This is a genomic window from Borrelia nietonii YOR, assembly GCF_023035795.1.
GTDB classification, from domain to species: Bacteria; Spirochaetota; Spirochaetia; order Borreliales; family Borreliaceae; genus Borrelia; species Borrelia hermsii.
Genome location: NZ_CP073148.1, coordinates 803,750 through 822,687 on the forward strand (window position 1 = coordinate 803,750; position 18,938 = coordinate 822,687).

The following is an 18,938-nucleotide window of genomic DNA, read 5'->3' on the forward strand; positions in this document are numbered from 1 at the left end:
AATCAAGTGATGATTTAGTTAGTTTGGTTGTATATTACAATATCCTGCCAAAGAGCAGGATACCTTATATTCTACATTCTTATCTTTTTTTAATATCTCTTGTTTATTTTTGTTTTTCTATTTTTGTTTTATATCGCATATATCGAGATATTAATGTTTGTGATCATGATGATCAGTGTTGTCTTTTAAATGATCTTCATTAGAATCATTATCTTTTGTTTTTATCTTTTTCTCTAAATTGAATATATCAAAAAAAGACCACTTGTTAGTAGTATAGTAATATACATCATTATCCCTTTTCATTAGTATGTCTCTATTTTTTTCGTCTTTATTGAAGTAAACATCAATATTATTAAAACTTTTGTTGTTCCATTCTATTTCAATATTATATTGGAGATTATAATCGTTGATTTTAGTTTGATCTATCTCAAGTCCATCTGTTGTGAATTCTTGAATCATTTGTAAGAGCCTTTCTTTGCGTAATACTTCTTTATTGAAAAAGTAAAGACCATCTTGAATAGATACGTTATAATCATTTTGTATGATGTCTTCTTCAGTTTTTTTTGGTTTATTTAGTACTTTTAAAGATAAACGTTCTATTTTAGTTTCTTTTTCTTTAAAAAGTTTAGTATTTGCAAATGTATTGTAAGAATTACCTTTATAGGATAGGAAAATATTATTTGTTAGGTAGACATTAGCATCACTGCCCTTTATATAAGATAGTCTTGAATCCCCTTCTCCTGAGTTTCCAATAAATATTTCTGTTAACAAATTATTTTTATCGTCAAACAATTTAAAATCAGGACTTTCCTTTATTCCTAGTTCTTTATGTTTTTTTGGATCTTTACTTACAAGTTTATTTTTTTGAAGGTTTTCTATATCTTTAATCATGGAATTGACTCTTTGTTCATCAATTGGAAGTTTTATGTCGTTATATTGAAGTTCCCAACCTTTTCCCGATTTTATGATTGTTCCGTCAAGTTCCGTCTCGATTTTTGCAGTTTGATTGAAGTCGATTGCAAAAAATTTTTCCTCTAAAAGTTTTGTAACTTGATTTTGATTGGAGAATATTATTCCTAACAAAAATGTGGATGTTAATATTACAATTATTATTATTTTTATGTTTTCTTTCATTCCTAGCAACATTTTTTTATTGTCCATAAACTCTCCTTTTAGTTGATTCTTCTTTTTTTGCTAAATCTGCTAAGTCCAAATATTATTATTACTATAGGCAATATGATTAAATTTATGAGTATTAACGAAAATTTTGCATTTAACATTTCTTTTGACGAATTTATAAATTTTAGTTTTGAGCGTACTTCTCTTGATTTAATGCTAAAAAACGCTTCTTTTTGCATTAAGTAATCTGAAATTCGTCCGGCAAGTTCAAAGTTTGAAGGCGAACCATTATACATGTAATCACTAAATAACATGTTTGAACCTAGTAAAATTATTTTTGAATTTTCAGATTTTTTATCATTAAATAAACTTTTAATTTGTCCTTCAACTGAATATCCAAGAATTTTTTGCTTATCTTCTTTATCAAAAGTTTTAGGAACGTTAAATGAATGCATTGCTATGCTTGCAACTTCTTCATCGTTAACTTGCCAAGATTCTCTAGAGCTTGCAAATAAGGGTAAATATTTTATTTCACTACCATCTTTAGCTTCTATGAGATCTAATGAACTAGTCCAAGGAATTATGGCATCATAAAAATTTTTAAGTAAGGGATTATTGGGATCTATGATATTACTTTTATCAATCAAGATCCATGGGTAGTAAGTTTGAAAGTTGCCCCCTAAGAAAAGACTTGGTGCTCTTTTATCCAGTATAATATTGTCATTATATTTGATACCGTAGCTTTCAATTAGATTAAAAAGTGCAGATTTAATGGGAGTTGTGGTGTATGGGCTTTGAGGATCATAATCAATTTTGCTTGTAGCAAGTAATACTTTTCCGTTATTGATAATAAACTCGTCAATTTTTTTCAAAATTTCCTCATTTATTTCTTTAGAGCCAATTATAAATAATCCATTTATATCTTTTAGTTGTTCATTACTGAGATTTATTTCTTTAACTTCAGTTTTGAAAGCTTTCTGCATTATTTCTATAAAATTTTTGTGCGTTGCTTTTAATTTGGCGTCTCCAAATGCAAGTCCTAATACTTTTTTTGTATTATTTATTAACTTATCTAGGATGCTTGCAAGATCATATTCTAAGTTGCTAATTTCTGTTACTATTGGGAGTACTTCGCGTTTGCCTTCATAAATTATTTCAATTCCTGAATATATTTTGAGTATTGAAAGTTGATTGATCTCTCTTAGATCGATTTGTTGGGCTGGAATTCCAATTTGTTCTAAAGGAGTGGTTAATTTGTCAGCATCTATTTCTCTATAAATTACTTTTCTGCTTGAGGAATCGGCAAAACTTGTTAAGAAGTTTTTTATTTGGTCTGGGAATGCAAAATAATTGCCAAGACTTGCAGAGTTATAGTAAGTAATATATATATTTTCATTTGCATTTGAAAACAAATCTTTTGTAACTTTAGAAATTGTAAAAGCTTTGTTTTTAGTAAAATCTATTTTAAAAACCAAAATAGATATGTTGCAAAAGAGCAGAAATATTATTGTAAGATTTAAAGTTAAATTTAGAATCTCTTTATGTTTGTTTCTCATAAAATAATTATCTCCATTTTTTTAATCTTATGCTATATGAACTTAGCATCAGGAATGTAATTGAAAATGTAATGAAGTAGATAAGGTCTGCTAAGTTTAATATTCCCATATTAAAGTAACTAAAATGATTAGTGATTGAGATAAAACTGAGTATTTGTCCAAATATATTATCTTTTCCAAATATCATTACTAACTTTCCTGAAAATACTATTATGATTAAAATAAATACACTTAGTATATAAGATACTATTTGGCTTTTAGTAATAGATGATATAAATACGCCCATGCTAAGCACTGAGTAAGAATAAAGGATTATTCCTAAATATTGAAGAAATATTATGCCAAGGTCGAATTCACCCATAAAAATTGTCATTATTGTAAGTGGTAGTGTGAGAGTGAAAAGTATTAATGTAAATATCTTAAGTGTAATAAATTTGCCAAGTACTATCTCTTGTGGACTTATTGGTAGTGCATAAAGTAATTCAATGCTTCCTGTTTTATGCTCTTCTGAGAATACCCCCATACTAAGAGCCGGGAGCACTAACATTAAAATGATAGGCATTGATGAGAAATAAGACATTAATGAGGCATTGTCTTTAATGAAAAATCCTGATAAGAAAATAAAAGAAAAATTTACAAATATTAGGAAAAATAACATTACAACATATGCAGTTAGTGTGCCAAACAAAACTTTTAATTCTTTTTTTGACAAAGCTAAAGATTGTCTTAGATCTATTTTCATTGTTTTCTCTCCTTTGTTAGTTTGCTAAATATTTTTTCTAAGCTTTCATGTTTTGGAATCATTGCTTTTAGTATTATTCCTTTACTTATAACATAATTAAAAAGTTCTTTCTCAGTTTTATCAGGTGCAAGCCTTAATGAAACATTGATTTCCTTCTCATATTCTTCTACTTTAATTGAGGTAAATATATCATTGCTACTAAAATGTTCTTTTGTTATACCAGAATCTTTATAAATAATGATATCTAGCTCAGTTTCTTTAAGTCTGTTTTTGGCTATATTTTCCTTAGTATCATCGGCAATAATCTCTCCATTATTAATAATAATAATTCTTTTACAAATTGATTCGACTTCGCTTAAAATATGAGAGGAGAACAGTATTGTGCTAGTTTGTGCAAGTTCTTTTAAAAATTCTTTAAATTCTATAATTTGATTTGGATCAAGCCCATTTGTAGGTTCATCAAGTATTATAAGTTTGGGATTATTAATTAAAGCACCAGCTATTCCTACTCTTTGCTTAAATCCTTTTGATAGGGTAGATATTAGTTTATTTTTGACACTTTCAAGTTTAAAAATACCTATTGCCTTATCTATTTCTTTTTTTGGATTTTCAACCCCTTTAATTTCTGATATAAAATTTAAATATTCTTTAACAGATAGTTCGGGATAAAGAGCCAGTTTTTCAGGTATGTATCCTACATTTTGCAATATTTCTTTTGAATTTTCTATAATATCTTTTCCAAAGATTTTTACATTACCTTTGTTTGGGTAGTGAAATGATGTTAGGATTTTGATTAATGTTGATTTTCCTGCCCCATTTGGGCCTAGTATTCCAAGCACTTCTCCTTCGTTAACTTTGAAACTAACATTAAAGAGAGCTGTAAATGAACCATATGTCTTAGTGATATTTTTTACATTTATCATATGCTATCTCCTTAGATACTATTATTTTATAATAAATTTGTCTTTATTTGCTTTGAGTCTCATTCCATCTTTTGTTAAAAAGATTTCTCCATTTGGATATTCTTGTTGTGCTTCATCTAATAACTCGCACAAATCTTTATTTAGTGTATATCTTTCACTAAAATGAATTAGTCCTGTTTGATATACCTTTGCTTTTTTTGTGATTTTTGCTGCTAATTTTGCTGTTAAGTGCAATTTTTTTTTAGCCTCATCTTTTAAGTCATTCTTGAATGTACTCTCAATAATTACTAGATTAAAGTTTTTGATGTGTGTACTTAATTCTTCAAAGTAAGCTGTATCTGTAATATATGCAAACTTTAATCCTTTTTGAGACTTGCCTAGTATTTCAGAAGGTAATATTTTTCTTCCATTAAGTATTACCTCGTGTCCTTCCTGTAATGTTTTTCTAATAGGTCCTTTTGGTATATTTAGACTTTCTGCCTTTTGGGTATTAAATTTTCCAGGCTTATCTTTCTCTATAAATAAATACCCAACACATTCTATTGAATGCTTGAGCTTTATATATTCGATTCTTTTCTTCTTATCTTCATATAAAATAGGTTCTGTTTTATTGGTTATTATTTCTTTGTATATTATGTCATAATTTTTATGTACTCGCAAAAGTTCGATATTTGCGTCTAAATATTTTTTAATGCCGATAGGCCCAATAATGGTTAGAGGTTCTTTTCTTGTATCACCGCTTTGTGCCATCAGCATTACTATTCCAAGTAGACCTGTGATGTGATCAGCATGTAAATGTGTAATACAAATCACTTTGATTTTTTGCCATGATATTTTTTGTTTCCGAAGGGACATTTGAGTAGCCTCTCCGCAATCAAAGAGGAAGCTTTCTCCATGGTATTCTATTAAGACGGAAGTTAAATATCTGTTGTGTAGTGGTCTTGTTCCTCCTGTGCCAAGAATATTGATATTAAAGTTCAAAAAATAATCTCCCTTTTTTTCGTTAGTAACATATAAAGATACATTTCAAAATTGGTTTTGCAAATGAGCATGGAATTTATATTGGTATCTTGTGTTTTTTTAAAATAATTTTTTAATTTAATGGTATGTGCTCCTTGATATTTGATGTAGAGTGTTTTTCTTGATAAAAGATAGATAAGTATTATTTTGATTGTTAAATTTTAGTTTTTTGTACACTTGGATATTATATTATTTTTTTGTGAATTTAGAAATATTTCAATTGGAAATTATTTATTAAAATAAAGTTTTAGAGAAGATCCATTAGACATGTAAGATATTTTGTCTATCTTAAGGAATTATATAAATTTTCATATCTTTTAATATCGTAATAAGTTGGAAGATTAGACTTGCTTTCAATATAATCTAAAATGTTTTTAGATAAATATGCTGCCATTGATATTCCTCTTGTTCCAAATCCATTTAATATAAATATATTTTTGTGTTTTGGATGTTCACCAAGAAAGGGTTCTCGGTCAAGTGTAGAGGGTCTTATATGTGCTTTGTGTTGTATTATTTTGTAATTTAGGTTTGTAATTTTTTTAAGCTTGTTTAGTAATTCTTTTTTTGCCCATTCATTTGTGCTTGTATCTAAGGTTTGCCATTCGTAAGTTCCGCCAAGATAAAATTTATTATCTTGTAAAGGTATTAATGATACATGTCTATTATAAATTTCTTTAAGATTTAATCCTTGAATTTCTACAATAAGTATTTCTCCTTTTGCTAGTTTGAATGGAAGGTATGAAAAGAATCCCCCAATTTTTTCTTTATGTCCTTTTGTCAATATTAATTTTTTGAATTTAAATTTATTTATTGTAAAAAATTTATCATTTGCTTTAATTTCATTTTCATTAATTTCTGCTTCTATGTATGAGTTATATTTTATAAAGTACTTTTTAAGGGTTTGTATATATAAATTTGTGTTTATTGTTGCGCCCTTTATTAATAGGCCCCCATCATTGTCATTAGCAAAATCGTATACTTTTCCATTTTTTATTGCAAGGATGAAGTTTTTTAGAGCCTCATCATTTTTCATTTTCAAAATCAGTTCTTCTTGTTGTGTTTTTGTGGTAAATGGTCTGAAAATAGGATTTTCTTTTAAGAAATTACAGTTAATATTTTTTTCCATTTCTTTATAGTATTGAATTGCAAATGTGAAAATTTCAGGCTCTCTCCAAGCAATATTCATTTTTCTTCCCATAATAGGATTAATAAGACCTCCTGCTACGGTTGTTGCCTTGCAATCCCCATTGTCAAAGAGAATTACGCTTTTTTTTCTTTGAAGTATTTCGTAAGTTAAAGTACTCCCAGCAATGCCACCACCAATGACTGCAAATTCATATTCCATTAGATATTCCTTTGTTAGGTTTTATTTTCTTTGTAATTTTAAAAAATTATTCTTTAGTAAGCAATTCATTCATGCATTATTTGATCTTTTAGGTTATTAAAATTTTCAGATTGGCCATTTTTAGTAGTATGTCTGTCTTATTTTATGTAAACATTTAAAAACCTTTTGTTTTTAATTATAATATGTATCAAATTATAATTATTGAAAAGGTAAGTTTATGGATTTTAAAGATATGAAGATGCAGACGGAAATACAGCAATCATTAGAGTTTGCATTAAAGAGTAGATCAATAGTTATTACAGGAGAGATTAATAAAGATACTTCTAAGTTATTTCAGGAAAAAATATTATTTTTAGAAGCATCGGATTGCAATAAACCGATATTTGTTTACATTGACTCAGAAGGTGGTGATATTGATGCTGGGTTTGCTATTTTTAATATGATACGCTTTGTAAAGCCTAAGGTTTTTACAATTGGAGTTGGACTTGTGGCAAGTGCTGGCGCTTTAATTTTTTTAGCGGCAGATTCAAAGAGTAGATTTTCTTTACCTCATGCGAGATATTTATTGCATCAACCCTTAAGTGGTTTTAAAGGAGTTGCTACAGATATTGAGATTTACACAAATGAACTTAATAAAGTTAAGAGCGAACTTAATGATATTGTTGCAAAGGAGACGGGGCAGGAACTTAATAAAGTTGAAAAGGATACCGATAGGGATTTTTGGTTAGATAGTGAATCTGCAATGCAATATGGTCTTGTCTTTAAGATTGTTACAACTAGACTTGAGCTTGAAAAATTTATTTCTTAGTCTTTTAGTGTTATCTTGTAGCTTATCTAAGAGGGATTTTAGCATTTTGGAATTTAGTGTTACTAGTTTTCCAAAAAATTTTACTTCTTTAAATACGTTAGTAGATGTTGCTTATAATATTTTTTTCTCAGATTTTGATTTAGTCCTTATTAAGGATTTAAGTAAGGAGGAATTGGATCTAATTAATAACAAAGTTTCATTTGCAAGTTTTGAAAATGCATATTTTATTAAACAAAATAATAACTCTTCTATTGGTATTCTTGCTAAAGAAAAGATTAAGATTAAAGTTTTAGATTTTATTGAAGGACTTTATGAGTACAGGTTAGGTGTGGTTGTTGATTTTATTTTTAAAGATCGTCATTATGGGATTGTTGTTTTTAATTTTGATGAAGAGATAGCTGATAATTTAGATATTGCCATTGTCGATGAGCAGATAACATATTTAAATCATAGGTATGAAAATTTGCTTTTTATTTTAGATAAGCGTGAGCTTAATGTGTTAGATATAGTTATTAAGAATGGTTATTTTAGTTTGATTTATAATTCAATTAATCCTATGCATATAATTAACACCATTGATGATAGAATTTATTCTAATTTTGTAGCTCAAATATCTTTTCATTCTTTGGTTTATATTATTTTAAGTTACTTATATGATAATTTTTATATAAATAATATTCCAAAAAGTATTGTGATAAAATAAATTTTGGAGATATTTAGTGCTTGACATCATTATTTCATTGTTATATCATTACTAGCGATGCCGAAATGGTGGAAATGGTAGACACACAGGACTTAAAATCCTGAGGAGGAAGCTCCGTACCGGTTCAAGTCCGGTTTTCGGTATTTAAAGTTTTAAATTTGCTAAATCTATTCTCAAGTAGTTTGTTTATATATATTCCTGTAATGAATAGAGTACTTAAGGATAGGTTTAGCATTAAAGTAGGGTGTGCATTAAGTTTTGTTATAACAAATAGCATTTGTATGATTGACCCCAAGATTAGACCTATCGATAAATAAAGAAATTTAACAAGATGTTTGTCTATTGTTTTTTTGATTATTAGTATTGTAATTCCTATTCCTATTATTGTGGATATTCCAAATATTGTGCATAGTGTTATATTAAGTTGTGAAATGATGTTGATAATTTCTTTGTAAGTCCCAAGACTTAGCAATATGAGTGAACCTGAGATGCCTGGTAGAATCATTGCACAACCACCTATTATTCCTGAACTGGCAATTAGTAGGTAATATTTAATTGAGGTTTTATCTTGATATTCTGATATGTCTGATGATATGTTGTAAGTTTTTAACATTAAGAAAAATAGTATGCTGAGCAATCCAATTAAAAACAAAAAATATTTTGTAATTTTACATTTATTTCTTTTTATATTTATTTCTTTTTTTAATGTTAATATGCTTCCTGTGGTTAATCCTATAAAAAGCGCATTTAAGTACGTTTCTCTTATTGCTCCATCTAAGATATAATTTTTAAATATTTTTGCAAGTATTGTTGCTGAAGTTAATATACCAAGTGATAGTATTCCAATAAAAATTATGCTTTCTTTTACCCTTTTCAGTTTTATTAGATTTGCAGATGAATGTATTATGTTGTAGTAAATTCCTAGTATTAGGGCTAGGGTTCCCCCTGATACCCCTGGTATTATGCTTGCAATACCAATTAATAAGCCTTTTATATAAACACTTATCATTTTCTGAATTACTGCTGTGGAGCTTGATGTCTTTTATCTTTCATCACCCTCGCCATTAATTGTGCCATTTTCATGTCTTTTTTTTAATTTTTCTAGATTTGTAATAGCAACATCTTCAAGTGTTATTCCAAGATTATTACTTAGATTTGAAATGTACCATAAGACATCACCAAGTTCTTTCTTAATTGCCAATAAATATTCATCGTCAAGTACGTATTCCTTATCACGACCTAGTTTTTTTATTTTCTCTACAACCTCACCTGTCTCTCCAGCAAGTCCAAGGGTTGTTAAGATTAGTTCTTCCTTTTTATTTTTATATTTAGCAGTTTGTTTAGCCTTTATTTGATATTCGTTTAATTTCATAATTAAGATTAGTTTAATACAGTTTTTATTTATTTACAAGTTTATTTATTATTTCTTTTTTTTTAGATTTTTATTATATTTAACCTCATCTATTAATTGGAGTTTATTTATGGGTAAGTTTGTTTTTTTATTAGAAATTGTTTTTTTTTTATTACAGTTTGATTATGTCTATTCTTACCCTGTTATAAAAAATTTTTCCAATAAAGATCCTATTTTTCATGATCTTAGGGTAAAAATTGCTAAATATAATAAGAGAGAAAGTGTTCCTTTATTTATTTATTCATATAAAGTTAAAGAAGGTGATACTTTTTTTAAGATTGCAAATAAGGTAAATGGTTGGCAAGCTAGTATTTCGACAATTAATTTACTAGATTCTCCTTTTCTAAGGGCAGGACAAGATATTTTAATTCCTAGTAAAAAAGGTCTTTTCATTTTTAATAACAAGGAACATAGATTTAATAATTTACTTTTAGCAACAAGAGATTTAACAAAGGCAGAAAAGATAAAGGTTAGAAAGAATAATAAGATTTATGAGTTTTATTTTTTTGATTCTATGAAGCAACCAGAGTTGAGCTTTTTCTCAAGTACAGAAATGCTTTTCTTTTTAAATTCTAATTTTATTTTCCCTTTAAAGAGATTTATTATTAGCTCTGATTTTGGATTTAGACCAGATCCCTTTACTGGTATGGGAAGTTTTCATACAGGTATAGATCTTGCAGCATCAATGAATTCTTTGGTTTATTGTGCATCTTATGGTGTTGTAGTTGTAGTTGACTATAATGATAGTTATGGCAATTTTGTTGTGGTTGAACATAAAAACAGTATTAAATCTCTTTATGGTCATCTTAGTTCTTACATTGTAAGGAAAGGGGATATTCTAAAAACAGGGGATATTATTGGTAGGGTAGGTCAAACTGGCCGTTCAACAGGTCCCCATTTGCATTTTGAAATATTGAAAAAAGATGCACCCGTTAATCCTATTAAGATTTTAAAGTAGATAAGTTAAGTTTTTTATTAGTATGTGAGAGTTTGCTCTTAAGTTATATTTATTACAATTTAATAACTTGAATAGTGCAGATATGAGAGTATAATTTTTTGCCACACTTTGCTTTAAATTCTTACTTAAGCTTGTTTCAGCTTGACGTATATATTGTCATTAATATATTTTTAGTATAAAAAAATATACAGTATAAAATAATCGGTATATCTTTTATACTGTATATTAATTGATAATGATTGATTTAGTTTATATCATACTCTATTATTTTATTGTGCAAGGTTTTTCTTCCTATTTTAAGTGTTTCAGCACATTTGCTTTTATTGTTCTTAGAATGTAGGAGTGTTTGCTTAATTATTTCTTTTTCCGCTTCTTTTAAGCTTATACCTATTGGTAGTGTTATTTTAACTATTTGGTTTGTGTTATTTCTAATTTTGGGAGGTAGATCATCTCTTGCGATTTGTTTTCCCTTAGATAATATTAAGGCACTCTCGAGTACATTTTTAAGCTCTCTAATATTTCCTGGCCAATCATATGCATAAAGGGCTTTTAGTGCATCATTAGAGAGACTTTTTTCTTCTCTATTATTTTCACTTGCAACATCTTTAATTAGTATTTTTGTTAGATTTGGTATGTCATCTTTTCTCTCTCTTAAGGGTGGGATATTGATATTTATTATGTTAAGCCTATAAAATAAATCTTCTCTAAATCTTCCTTTTTTAATTTCTTCTTCAATATTTTTATTTGTTGCTGTTAATAATCTAATGTCAACTTGCATGGTAGTCTCTCCGCCTACTCGTTCGAATGTTTTATTTTGAAGTACTCTTAGTAGTTTTACTTGAACTTCAGGTGATATCTCTACTATTTCGTCTAAAAATATCGTTCCTTTATCCGCTAATTCAAATCTACCTTTTTTTTGAGATATTGCACCTGTAAATGCTCCTTTTTCGTGTCCAAAGAGCTCACTCTCAAGTATGCTCTCAGAGAGTGCAGCACAATTGACCTTAATGAAGGGTTTATCATTTCTATTTGATAAGTCAAATATGGCGTCTGCTATTATTTCTTTTCCAACTCCGCTCTCTCCAGTTATTAGGACAGATGCTTTTGATTTTGCGATTTTTTTTACAAGTTCTAAAGTTTTTTGCATTATAAGCGATCTTCCAAATATGCGTTCATAATAGTTTAAATCTTTGCGAATTATGACATTTTCTTGAGATATGTTTTCATGCCTTTTGTCATTTTTACCATTTAAGGCTCGCTTTATTATTAGTAATAGTCTCTCAAGATCAACAGGTTTTGTTAAAAAGTCATAAGCACCTTCTCGCATAGCATCAACTGCTGAATCTACAGTTCCATGAGCTGTAAGAATAATAAAGGGTATATTTGGATTTTTATCTTTTACGATTTTAAGTAGTTCTTCTCCCGATATTTGAGGCATTCTAAGATCAGATATTATAGCATCAATCTTTTCATTTTCAATTGTTTCAAGAGCTTCCTCTCCATCACTAGCAGTAAATACAAAGTAACCTTCCTCTTCAAGATAAGTTGCTATCCCCTCTCGTATATTTTTCTCATCATCTGCTACTAGTATCTTACTCATTCTCTAAACATCCTTCAATTAGAATTTTACCTGTGTTTAATTTTGGAAGTGTAATTGTGAAAGATGTTCCTTTCATCTCTTTACTTTCCACAAAAATTTCACCTCCATGTTCTTTAACTATTTTATAAGAGATAGTGAGTCCTATGCCACTTCCACTTTCTTTTGTGCTGAATTGAGGCTTGAATATATCATCTTTTGTTTCATTTTTTATTCCATTTCCATTATCTTTAATACTAATGTATATTTTCGCTTCGTTTTCGTGGATAGAAATTTCTATTCTTTTTATTTTTTTATTTGATTCAAGTAGTGCTTCTTCTGCATTTTTTACTATGTTAATTATTACTTGCCTTATGAGTTTCTCATCGATTAATACAAGACTTACTTTTTTTAAGTTGAGTATGAATTTAATATCTTTATTTCTTAATTCTGGATTTAATAAATTATAGACGCTTTTTATAATATCAGTAATATCTCTCTTTGCTGGTATTATTTTTATTGGTCTAACTGTTAATAAAAAATCTGTTACAGTTTTATCCATTCTATTTATTTCTTCTTTTATTATTTTGAAGTAATTATTTGCTTTTATACTTTTGATACCTTGTCTATCTAGTTCCTTTTTGAGTAGTTGTAAATTTATATCAATTGCTCCTAGCGGATTTTTGATCTCATGTGCAATATTTCTTGCATGTCTTGTAAAGGCGGCTAAAGCCTCAGCTCTTCTGAAAAGTTCTTCTTTATGTTTTTTGTCTTTAATATCTTCAATTAAAATAATGTTTCCTTCAAGTTTTTGATCTATTACATATGGCATAAATGATATTTTAATGTATATGTTTGTTGAAACTTGTACCTCAAATCCTATTATTTTATCTTCATTTGTTGCTAATTCTTCTATTAGGTTTGTTAGAGTTGGAATTTGAATATCTTTAAGGGTTTCTAATTTGTATTTATGACTTATGGCTAGAATTTGAAATAGCATTTTGTTTAGATAAATTATGTTATTAAGTTTATCAAGTACCAGAATCCCCTCATTAATGGATGCAAAAATACCATCATATATTTCTATTTTTTTATAGATGTCTTGAATAAACTTAAGCTTTTGATCGCTTGATAATTTATTTAATTTGGTCAAAGTTTTCTTTAAGAATTTGCTCATTAATCCTCGTAATTTAACATTAAATTTTCGATTATTAATTTTTTATTTTGGTTATATGGACTGTATTTTAAGATGTGTTTTAGATATTCTAATCTTTTCAAATATGTGTTAATGTCTAAATTTTGATTTAAAAATTCATCCCTTAGTTGGCTTGTAAGTTCTTGTAAGAATAATTTAAATGTATTGTCATCTTTTAGGAAATTAAATGTGTCAAGATTAAATATGCCCTGTTTCTCTTTTATTATATTTAAAATTCTTTTAATTTCTTCTTTTAATTTTGTATGTTCTTCACTGTAAAATGAGTTGAAATATTCTTCTGTTGTCAGTTCATCATTTTTATTAAAGGTTGCTTTGAATTTTGCAATCTCAAAATCCCTATTTTCTTTTCTGAATTTATATACTCTGAGTCTTGAGAGAATTGTTTTAGGAATTTTATTTTTGTTTCTTGTAGCTAAAATAAAGTAAATATTTAAAGGTGGTTCTTCTAGTATTTTTAGAAGTGCATTGTAAACATTAAAGTTTAAATTTTCAATTTCATTGATGTAAATTACTTTTATCTTATTCTTTTCTGATAATGCCCAGGATTTAATTTTTCTAACGTCATTAATTGTGATGCTAAAGCTTATGTCTTTAATTATTTCCTCAATTTTTTTAATAAGTTCTTTTGTAGTTGTTTCAGTATATTCGTTTTTGTAATAAATATCATTGATAAAATTGATATTGATTTCTATTTTTTTTAAGTTTTTATCATTACTGAAATTGTATTTAGTAAAAATGATATTTTTAACATATTCTAGGTATTTACTCATAACTTCATTTGAGCTTACATTAAGATATGCCTTTGCCTCAATTATATTAAGACTTGAAAAAATTATTAGATTTGGGTTTGTTAAAGTTTTTGTATTTAAAATTCTTTTTGCAAGTGCAATTGCAGTTGTCTTTTTAGAAGAGAATCTCTCTCCCCAAAAAAGTATTGCATTTGGTAGGGTTTCTTTTTCATATTCATTAATTATTTTTTGACCTATGTCAGGTAATCTTTCCATGTTCTTGATTCTCTTTACTGTGTTTTTGATATTTTAAAAAGATAGTTTATGCCAGGATTGAGATATTTAAGCAATTTGCTTCCTTCTAAAAAATAGTTGGGATTAAAGATCTGTTGAGAATAAATTATATACACTACAATTGCAATTATGCCAAAGGCCTCAAATAACCCAAGTACTAGTCCGAGTATCCTGTTGAAAAATAATAGTTTAAGATGACTTATTATTGATTCAATTAGTGCTTGCAATATTAAGAATCCTATGTGTATTACTAGAAAAAATACTAATAGTGCTTGGACATATGATAAGTCAAGAATAGGTGATATTAATATTTTAAAATTATTGGTTTTGTTGTAAAGTAAAAATATTAAAGTAAAAATCTCAAAAAATCCAGCTATTTCTTTGATAAACCCCCTTAAAAATCCTCTAAGTCCTAGTGATATAAAAATTATTATTATTAGTATGTCGACTATACCAGTTATTTTGGAAGGATCGTTAACTAGCATTTATGTCCTCAAAGTCTTTTAACAATAGATTAGCTATTAGGTTTGATGAATCTTTATTGTGAAATTTTTTTATATTATTTTTTAGTATATCGAACTTTTCTTTATTTGCTAGAATTTCTTTTATAATATCTATGATTTGACTTTCACTTAAATTCTCTTCATCTATTTTTAGACATGCATTTTGTTCTTCTAATATTTTTGTGTTTCTGACTTGATCTCCCCTTGATCCTTTTACAAATGGAATGAATATTACACATGCACCAGCACTTGCAAATTCCTTAATAGCCCCTGCTCCTGCTCTGCTTATTATTATATTTGAAAATTTTATTATGCTTGCCATTTCTTCTGCATTAAAAAATTGACTTCTTAAATAATTATTCTCTCTAGTTGCATCTAGATTTTTGCCACATTGATGGATGAAATATGCATCGATTTTATTTTTGATATTGAGTGTTAATTTATTTAAAACTTCTGCTCCAAGAGAGCCTCCAAATATGCTAATTATAGGTTTTTTTGTATTTTGAGTTAACTCTGTTATGATATTTGGATTTGGATTTGAGAATTCTTTTCTTATTGGTGATCCTGTATATAAAACATTTTTATTCTTGAAATATTTTGTGCTTTCTTTAAAGCTTATATGTATTTTGCTTGCGAATTTTGAGTTGATTTTTGTTGCAAGTCCAGGATCAAGATCCATTTCGTGGGTTATGCTTTTTACCCTAAGTAGGCTTGCCGCAATAATTGGGGGACTTGATACAAAACCGCCAGTTGCATATATAATTTGGGGCTTATACTTTTTTATTATGAAAAAGCTTTTGATTATTCCAAATATGACCTTAAAAACATCGGTGAAATTTTGTAGCGAAAAATATCTTCTAAGTTTTCCTGATGGAATTGCAATAAATTTGATGTATTCATGTTCTTTTATGATGTTGTCTTCCATTGAGCCTTTTTGTCCTAGCCAGAAAAATTCAATATTTGTATCAAGTTCTTTTAGTTTTGAAATTATTGCTATTCCTGGGAAGACATGTCCTCCTGTGCCCCCCCCTGTGAAAAATATTCTTTTCTTAGTATTCATATACCTCTTATCATATATTGCTTAAGTTTCTATATATGTAGCAATTGATCTATTTTACATTTTAGTTTAAGAATGCATTTTAATGCAAATGTTGTTTATTTTTTACTTTCTAAATATAAGGTGATTCTTCTAAGTTTTGTTGCATTTATAAAGAGCACAAAAGTCTATTTATATTAAATAATATTTTTATTTAAAATTACTACTTGTACTGTGAGCAGGGAGAATATTATATTGCAATAGGTTAGAAAATATTTTTTAAAAATTGCTCAATTTGAATACCTTCTTTTTTAGAAGTATTGTTTTCAATAGAATATTTTATTATTGAATGAATTACTTTAGTTGCTTTTTCTAAAGCATATTCTATCTCCCATTTTTCCAGGTATCCTATTAGTAGACTTGCAAATAAATCTCCCGTTCCACCGAAGTTTTGTTCTAATTTTTCTAAAAAGATTTCTTTATATTCTTTTGTTTTTGTATTATAAGCAACAGTGCCTATAAGATTTTCCTTTTCTACACTTGTAACTACGATTATTCCATTTATTCCAAGACTTAATATTGCTTTTATTATTTCATCCTTATTTTTTATATCTTCAGTTTTAGCTAGCATTTTTAGTTCTGTGATATTAGGTGTTATGATATCTGCATGTTTTATTAGGCTTCTAAATCCACTTACTATTTTTTTGTCAAAAGTAGGGTAGAGTATGCCATTGTCTGCAAAGACAGGATCAATTATTATTTTTTCAAATTTAAATAACCTGAACATATTTTTTATTATTTTTTGTTGCTTATTGCTTCCAAGAAATCCACTATAGAATATATCAAAACTTTCATTTTGATCTTTCCAAGAATAAATAAACTTTTCCAGGTTATTTGTTAAATCTATTATTTCAAATTCTTTGTAAACTGTTGTTGCTGAGAGAACAGCAGTTACAAATGGACAAACTTGCATATTGAATGATGATATGATTGGTATGCACATTGTAAGTGATGTTCGACCCATAGTTGAAATATCATGCATGGCTAATACTCGTTTCACAGTTTTGCTCCTTTTGTATATTTATAATTTTCTATTCTTGAATTTGCATCAGTTTCAATTGGACTTGCTCCGTATTTCAAATACATAAGATAGCCAATTCCTGCAATCATTGCTCCGTTATCTGTGCAAAGGTCGATTGGGGGGTAGTATGTTTCTACTTCAAGATTTTTGATCTTTTCTCTTAAATAAAGATTGCTTGCAACTCCTCCAGATATTATTAATTTTTTTATGTTAGTATCCTTTATTGCTCTTTTAATTGGAATAATTAAATTTTCAAAAGCTACTCTTTGGAAGCTTGCAGCAATATTATTTTTTGTTATGTTTTCATTTTTATCTTTAAACTTTTCAAGTTGATGTATGCATGCTGTTTTGAGTCCTGAGTATGAAAAATCATATCTATTTTCTTTTTTGTCAAAAATTGTAATTGGAAAATTAAATGCATATTGATTACCGCATTTAGCTAGTTTTTCTATGTTTGGTCCGCCTGGGAATCCCATTTTATAGTGTTTTGCTACCTTGTCAAATGCTTCTCCACAAGCATCGTCAAGCGTTCGTCCAAGTATTTCAATGTCATCAAAATCATTTTGTTTTGCAAGTATTGTGTGTCCTCCACTGAGTATGAGAGATAAAAATGGATATTCAATTTTTTTAGTCATTAAAGGTGCATAAAGATGACCTAGAATGTGATCAATGCAAATTAGGGGTTTTTTAAGGGCAATTGATAAACCTTTAGCAAAGTTTATCCCAACAATTAAGGAACCAATAAGCCCAGGTTTAGATGTTACTGCTATTAAATCAATTTCTGATGCATGTATTTGAGCATTTGTTATTGCCTTTTGACAGACAGACATGATAAATTCTGTGTGTAGTCTTGAGGCAATCTCTGGCACCACACCATAATATTTTTTGTGTTCTCTTTGATTAAGCTTAATATTACTTAAAATCTTAACACCATCTTCTACTATGGCTGCACAACAGTCATCGCATGAACTCTCTATTCCAAGCACTATCATTAATTTTCCTCTCTTTGATAAAGGTTTATTAAATTTTTAAATTCAAATTCTTGCTTTAAGTTTTCTGATTCCTGTTTGAGTATTTTAAGAGTATTTTTTGACCAAATATGTCCTATTACTTTGACAATTCCTTTTGTTCTTGCTATCTGTTTTGCTCGTTTGAGTGCTTGAATAACGGCTTTTTCATTATCTTTGTTATCAAGAAATATATCTCTTTGCTCTACTAAAATCCCAATGTTTTTACCAGTTTTCTCAGATATGCTTTCTTGGGTAGTTAGACTGTCGAAAAAGTATCTGTTTTCTTCTTTAAGTTTAATTAGAATAATTTGCATTATGTCCTCATTTGAGGTAATAAGACTTCCCATATGATTATTCATTATCTTTGCATTGGAGTAAGTTTGAAATGTCTTTTCAATTTTTTTTCGTATTGCAAATTCATTGTCGTTGATGTTTATGTGAAATTTTTCTATTGAATTTTTATATTTTGATTGCATTGGAAAATGAATCATTATAATTTTGTTTTTGCTTGTTAGTTTGTTATACAAATCCATTGATTTTGGTAAAAAGGGGATAATTGAAAAGTTGATGTTTAAGTCAATTTTCATGAATTCATCTAACATAAATTCGTCATAGCCAACATCATCAATTATGAGATAAAATTCAGGTTTTAAGTTATTGGTCTTTCGTTTTTTTTGTACTTTTATTAAATCTTTTTTCTTAATTTTTGCTAGTTTACCCTTAAAGTTTAAATTGAGTTTTTTTGCATTTGATTTTATATATACAAGGCTAGAGAATAGTACAATTATTGAGACAAAAGACGTAACAATAATAAATAATATTATGATTTTTAATTTGTGTTTCTTTAGAAAAATAAAAGCATTCTCAATATTCATGCCCAATAGCTTTTCATTGTATCAACATTTGACA

19 protein-coding genes and 1 tRNA gene are annotated in these 18,938 nt (G+C 27.8%); 4 read left to right on the top strand and 16 right to left on the bottom strand.

Going from position 1 to position 18,938, the window contains the following annotated elements; translation table 11 throughout:
• Positions 1-150: 150 nt before the first annotated feature.
• From bhYOR_RS03825 to bhYOR_RS03850, 6 genes are all read right to left on the bottom strand, one after another.
• Positions 151-1,161 (bottom strand): DUF4340 domain-containing protein, encoded by a 1,011-nt coding sequence (locus bhYOR_RS03825; protein ID WP_025434127.1) that lies wholly within the window; start codon positions 1,159-1,161, stop codon positions 151-153.
• A gap of 11 nt (positions 1,162-1,172) precedes the next feature.
• Positions 1,173-2,675 carry a GldG family protein gene (locus bhYOR_RS03830; protein ID WP_025400055.1) on the bottom strand — a complete coding sequence of 501 codons (1,503 nt, stop codon included), beginning with the start codon at positions 2,673-2,675 and terminating at the stop codon, positions 1,173-1,175.
• 7 nt (positions 2,676-2,682) lie between these two features.
• Positions 2,683-3,417 carry an ABC transporter permease gene (locus tag bhYOR_RS03835; protein ID WP_025434128.1) on the bottom strand — a complete coding sequence of 245 codons (735 nt, stop codon included), beginning with the start codon at positions 3,415-3,417 and terminating at the stop codon, positions 2,683-2,685.
• The gene (locus bhYOR_RS03840) at positions 3,414-4,340 is read right to left on the bottom strand and encodes an ABC transporter ATP-binding protein (protein ID WP_025434129.1); all 927 of its coding nucleotides are present in this window, start codon (positions 4,338-4,340) and stop codon (positions 3,414-3,416) included. Before bhYOR_RS03840 ends, bhYOR_RS03835 begins: the two co-directional genes overlap by 4 nt.
• 21 nt (positions 4,341-4,361) lie before the next feature.
• Complete coding sequence (locus bhYOR_RS03845) at positions 4,362-5,321, bottom strand: ribonuclease Z (RefSeq protein WP_025400058.1); 960 nt, start codon at positions 5,319-5,321, stop codon at positions 4,362-4,364.
• Positions 5,322-5,643: 322 nt separating this feature from the next.
• Entirely contained in the window at positions 5,644-6,705 is a 1,062-nt protein-coding gene (locus bhYOR_RS03850) for an NAD(P)/FAD-dependent oxidoreductase (protein ID WP_247088224.1), read from the bottom strand.
• A gap of 217 nt (positions 6,706-6,922) precedes the next feature.
• Here bhYOR_RS03850 and bhYOR_RS03855 point away from each other — a divergent pair, with 217 nt between their 5' ends.
• The 3 genes from bhYOR_RS03855 to bhYOR_RS03865 all read left to right on the top strand — a co-directional run bounded on the left by bhYOR_RS03855 (position 6,923) and on the right by bhYOR_RS03865 (position 8,359).
• On the top strand, positions 6,923-7,513 hold the full coding sequence (locus tag bhYOR_RS03855; RefSeq protein ID WP_025400060.1) for an ATP-dependent Clp protease proteolytic subunit: 591 nt from the start codon (positions 6,923-6,925) through the stop codon (positions 7,511-7,513).
• Positions 7,494-8,216, top strand: a complete 723-nt coding sequence (locus tag bhYOR_RS03860) for a hypothetical protein (protein ID WP_241763733.1) — start codon at positions 7,494-7,496, stop codon at positions 8,214-8,216. Before bhYOR_RS03855 ends, bhYOR_RS03860 begins: the two co-directional genes overlap by 20 nt.
• A 59-nt stretch (positions 8,217-8,275) precedes the next feature.
• Positions 8,276-8,359 (top strand) — tRNA-Leu (locus tag bhYOR_RS03865).
• On the opposite strand, the gene bhYOR_RS03870 is transcribed toward bhYOR_RS03865, so the two are convergent.
• Positions 8,341-9,225, bottom strand: a complete 885-nt coding sequence (locus tag bhYOR_RS03870; RefSeq protein ID WP_247088226.1) for an undecaprenyl phosphate translocase family protein — start codon at positions 9,223-9,225, stop codon at positions 8,341-8,343. The genes bhYOR_RS03865 and bhYOR_RS03870 overlap by 19 nt on opposite strands.
• Before the next feature lie 33 nt (positions 9,226-9,258).
• Positions 9,259-9,588, bottom strand: a complete 330-nt coding sequence (locus bhYOR_RS03875) for a nucleoside triphosphate pyrophosphohydrolase family protein (protein ID WP_025400063.1) — start codon at positions 9,586-9,588, stop codon at positions 9,259-9,261.
• Between the two features lie 109 nt (positions 9,589-9,697).
• Here bhYOR_RS03875 and bhYOR_RS03880 point away from each other — a divergent pair, with 109 nt between their 5' ends.
• Positions 9,698-10,585, top strand: a complete 888-nt coding sequence (locus tag bhYOR_RS03880; RefSeq protein ID WP_025400064.1) for a LysM peptidoglycan-binding domain-containing M23 family metallopeptidase — start codon at positions 9,698-9,700, stop codon at positions 10,583-10,585.
• A gap of 244 nt (positions 10,586-10,829) precedes the next feature.
• Here bhYOR_RS03880 and bhYOR_RS03885 read toward each other — a convergent pair whose 3' ends face one another.
• The 8 genes from bhYOR_RS03885 to bhYOR_RS03920 form a co-directional block, all read right to left on the bottom strand.
• Positions 10,830-12,185, bottom strand: coding sequence for a sigma-54-dependent transcriptional regulator (locus bhYOR_RS03885; RefSeq protein WP_025400065.1), 1,356 nt, complete (start codon positions 12,183-12,185; stop codon positions 10,830-10,832).
• Positions 12,178-13,338 (bottom strand): two-component system sensor histidine kinase NtrB, encoded by a 1,161-nt coding sequence (locus bhYOR_RS03890; protein ID WP_025400066.1) that lies wholly within the window; start codon positions 13,336-13,338, stop codon positions 12,178-12,180. The genes bhYOR_RS03885 and bhYOR_RS03890 overlap by 8 nt, the downstream gene beginning before the upstream one ends.
• Positions 13,338-14,381: a DNA polymerase III subunit gamma/tau gene (locus bhYOR_RS03895; RefSeq protein WP_025434131.1), complete on the bottom strand. Its 1,044-nt coding sequence runs from the start codon at positions 14,379-14,381 to the stop codon at positions 13,338-13,340. Before bhYOR_RS03895 ends, bhYOR_RS03890 begins: the two co-directional genes overlap by 1 nt.
• A gap of 14 nt (positions 14,382-14,395) precedes the next feature.
• Positions 14,396-14,884: a CvpA family protein gene (locus bhYOR_RS03900; protein WP_025434132.1), complete on the bottom strand. Its 489-nt coding sequence runs from the start codon at positions 14,882-14,884 to the stop codon at positions 14,396-14,398.
• Complete coding sequence (murG, locus tag bhYOR_RS03905; protein WP_025400069.1) at positions 14,874-15,962, bottom strand: undecaprenyldiphospho-muramoylpentapeptide beta-N-acetylglucosaminyltransferase; 1,089 nt, start codon at positions 15,960-15,962, stop codon at positions 14,874-14,876. Before murG ends, bhYOR_RS03900 begins: the two co-directional genes overlap by 11 nt.
• 241 nt (positions 15,963-16,203) lie before the next feature.
• Entirely contained in the window at positions 16,204-16,998 is a 795-nt protein-coding gene (locus bhYOR_RS03910; protein WP_025400070.1) for a pyridoxamine kinase, read from the bottom strand.
• Positions 16,995-18,011, bottom strand: coding sequence for a tRNA (adenosine(37)-N6)-threonylcarbamoyltransferase complex transferase subunit TsaD (gene tsaD, locus bhYOR_RS03915; protein WP_025400071.1), 1,017 nt, complete (start codon positions 18,009-18,011; stop codon positions 16,995-16,997). The genes bhYOR_RS03910 and tsaD overlap by 4 nt, the downstream gene beginning before the upstream one ends.
• Positions 18,011-18,904: a divergent polysaccharide deacetylase family protein gene (locus tag bhYOR_RS03920; protein ID WP_025400072.1), complete on the bottom strand. Its 894-nt coding sequence runs from the start codon at positions 18,902-18,904 to the stop codon at positions 18,011-18,013. Before bhYOR_RS03920 ends, tsaD begins: the two co-directional genes overlap by 1 nt.
• Between the last annotated feature and the right edge of the window lie 34 nt (positions 18,905-18,938).

Coding starts and splice junctions, on each gene's coding strand:
- murG (WP_025400069.1), bottom strand. CDS start 15,962: ATGAATACTAAGAAAAGAATATTTTTCACAGGGGGGGGCACAGGAGGA.
- bhYOR_RS03885 (WP_025400065.1), bottom strand. CDS start 12,185: ATGAGTAAGATACTAGTAGCAGATGATGAGAAAAATATACGAGAGGGG.
- bhYOR_RS03880 (WP_025400064.1), top strand. CDS start 9,698: ATGGGTAAGTTTGTTTTTTTATTAGAAATTGTTTTTTTTTTATTACAG.
- bhYOR_RS03875 (WP_025400063.1), bottom strand. CDS start 9,588: ATGAAATTAAACGAATATCAAATAAAGGCTAAACAAACTGCTAAATAT.
- bhYOR_RS03835 (WP_025434128.1), bottom strand. CDS start 3,417: ATGAAAATAGATCTAAGACAATCTTTAGCTTTGTCAAAAAAAGAATTA.
- bhYOR_RS03900 (WP_025434132.1), bottom strand. CDS start 14,884: ATGCTAGTTAACGATCCTTCCAAAATAACTGGTATAGTCGACATACTA.
- bhYOR_RS03830 (WP_025400055.1), bottom strand. CDS start 2,675: ATGAGAAACAAACATAAAGAGATTCTAAATTTAACTTTAAATCTTACA.
- bhYOR_RS03870 (WP_247088226.1), bottom strand. CDS start 9,225: ATGATAAGTGTTTATATAAAAGGCTTATTAATTGGTATTGCAAGCATA.
- bhYOR_RS03855 (WP_025400060.1), top strand. CDS start 6,923: ATGGATTTTAAAGATATGAAGATGCAGACGGAAATACAGCAATCATTA.
- bhYOR_RS03825 (WP_025434127.1), bottom strand. CDS start 1,161: ATGGACAATAAAAAAATGTTGCTAGGAATGAAAGAAAACATAAAAATA.
- bhYOR_RS03840 (WP_025434129.1), bottom strand. CDS start 4,340: ATGATAAATGTAAAAAATATCACTAAGACATATGGTTCATTTACAGCT.
- bhYOR_RS03920 (WP_025400072.1), bottom strand. CDS start 18,904: ATGAATATTGAGAATGCTTTTATTTTTCTAAAGAAACACAAATTAAAA.
- bhYOR_RS03890 (WP_025400066.1), bottom strand. CDS start 13,338: ATGAGCAAATTCTTAAAGAAAACTTTGACCAAATTAAATAAATTATCA.
- tsaD (WP_025400071.1), bottom strand. CDS start 18,011: ATGATAGTGCTTGGAATAGAGAGTTCATGCGATGACTGTTGTGCAGCC.
- bhYOR_RS03850 (WP_247088224.1), bottom strand. CDS start 6,705: ATGGAATATGAATTTGCAGTCATTGGTGGTGGCATTGCTGGGAGTACT.
- bhYOR_RS03895 (WP_025434131.1), bottom strand. CDS start 14,381: ATGGAAAGATTACCTGACATAGGTCAAAAAATAATTAATGAATATGAA.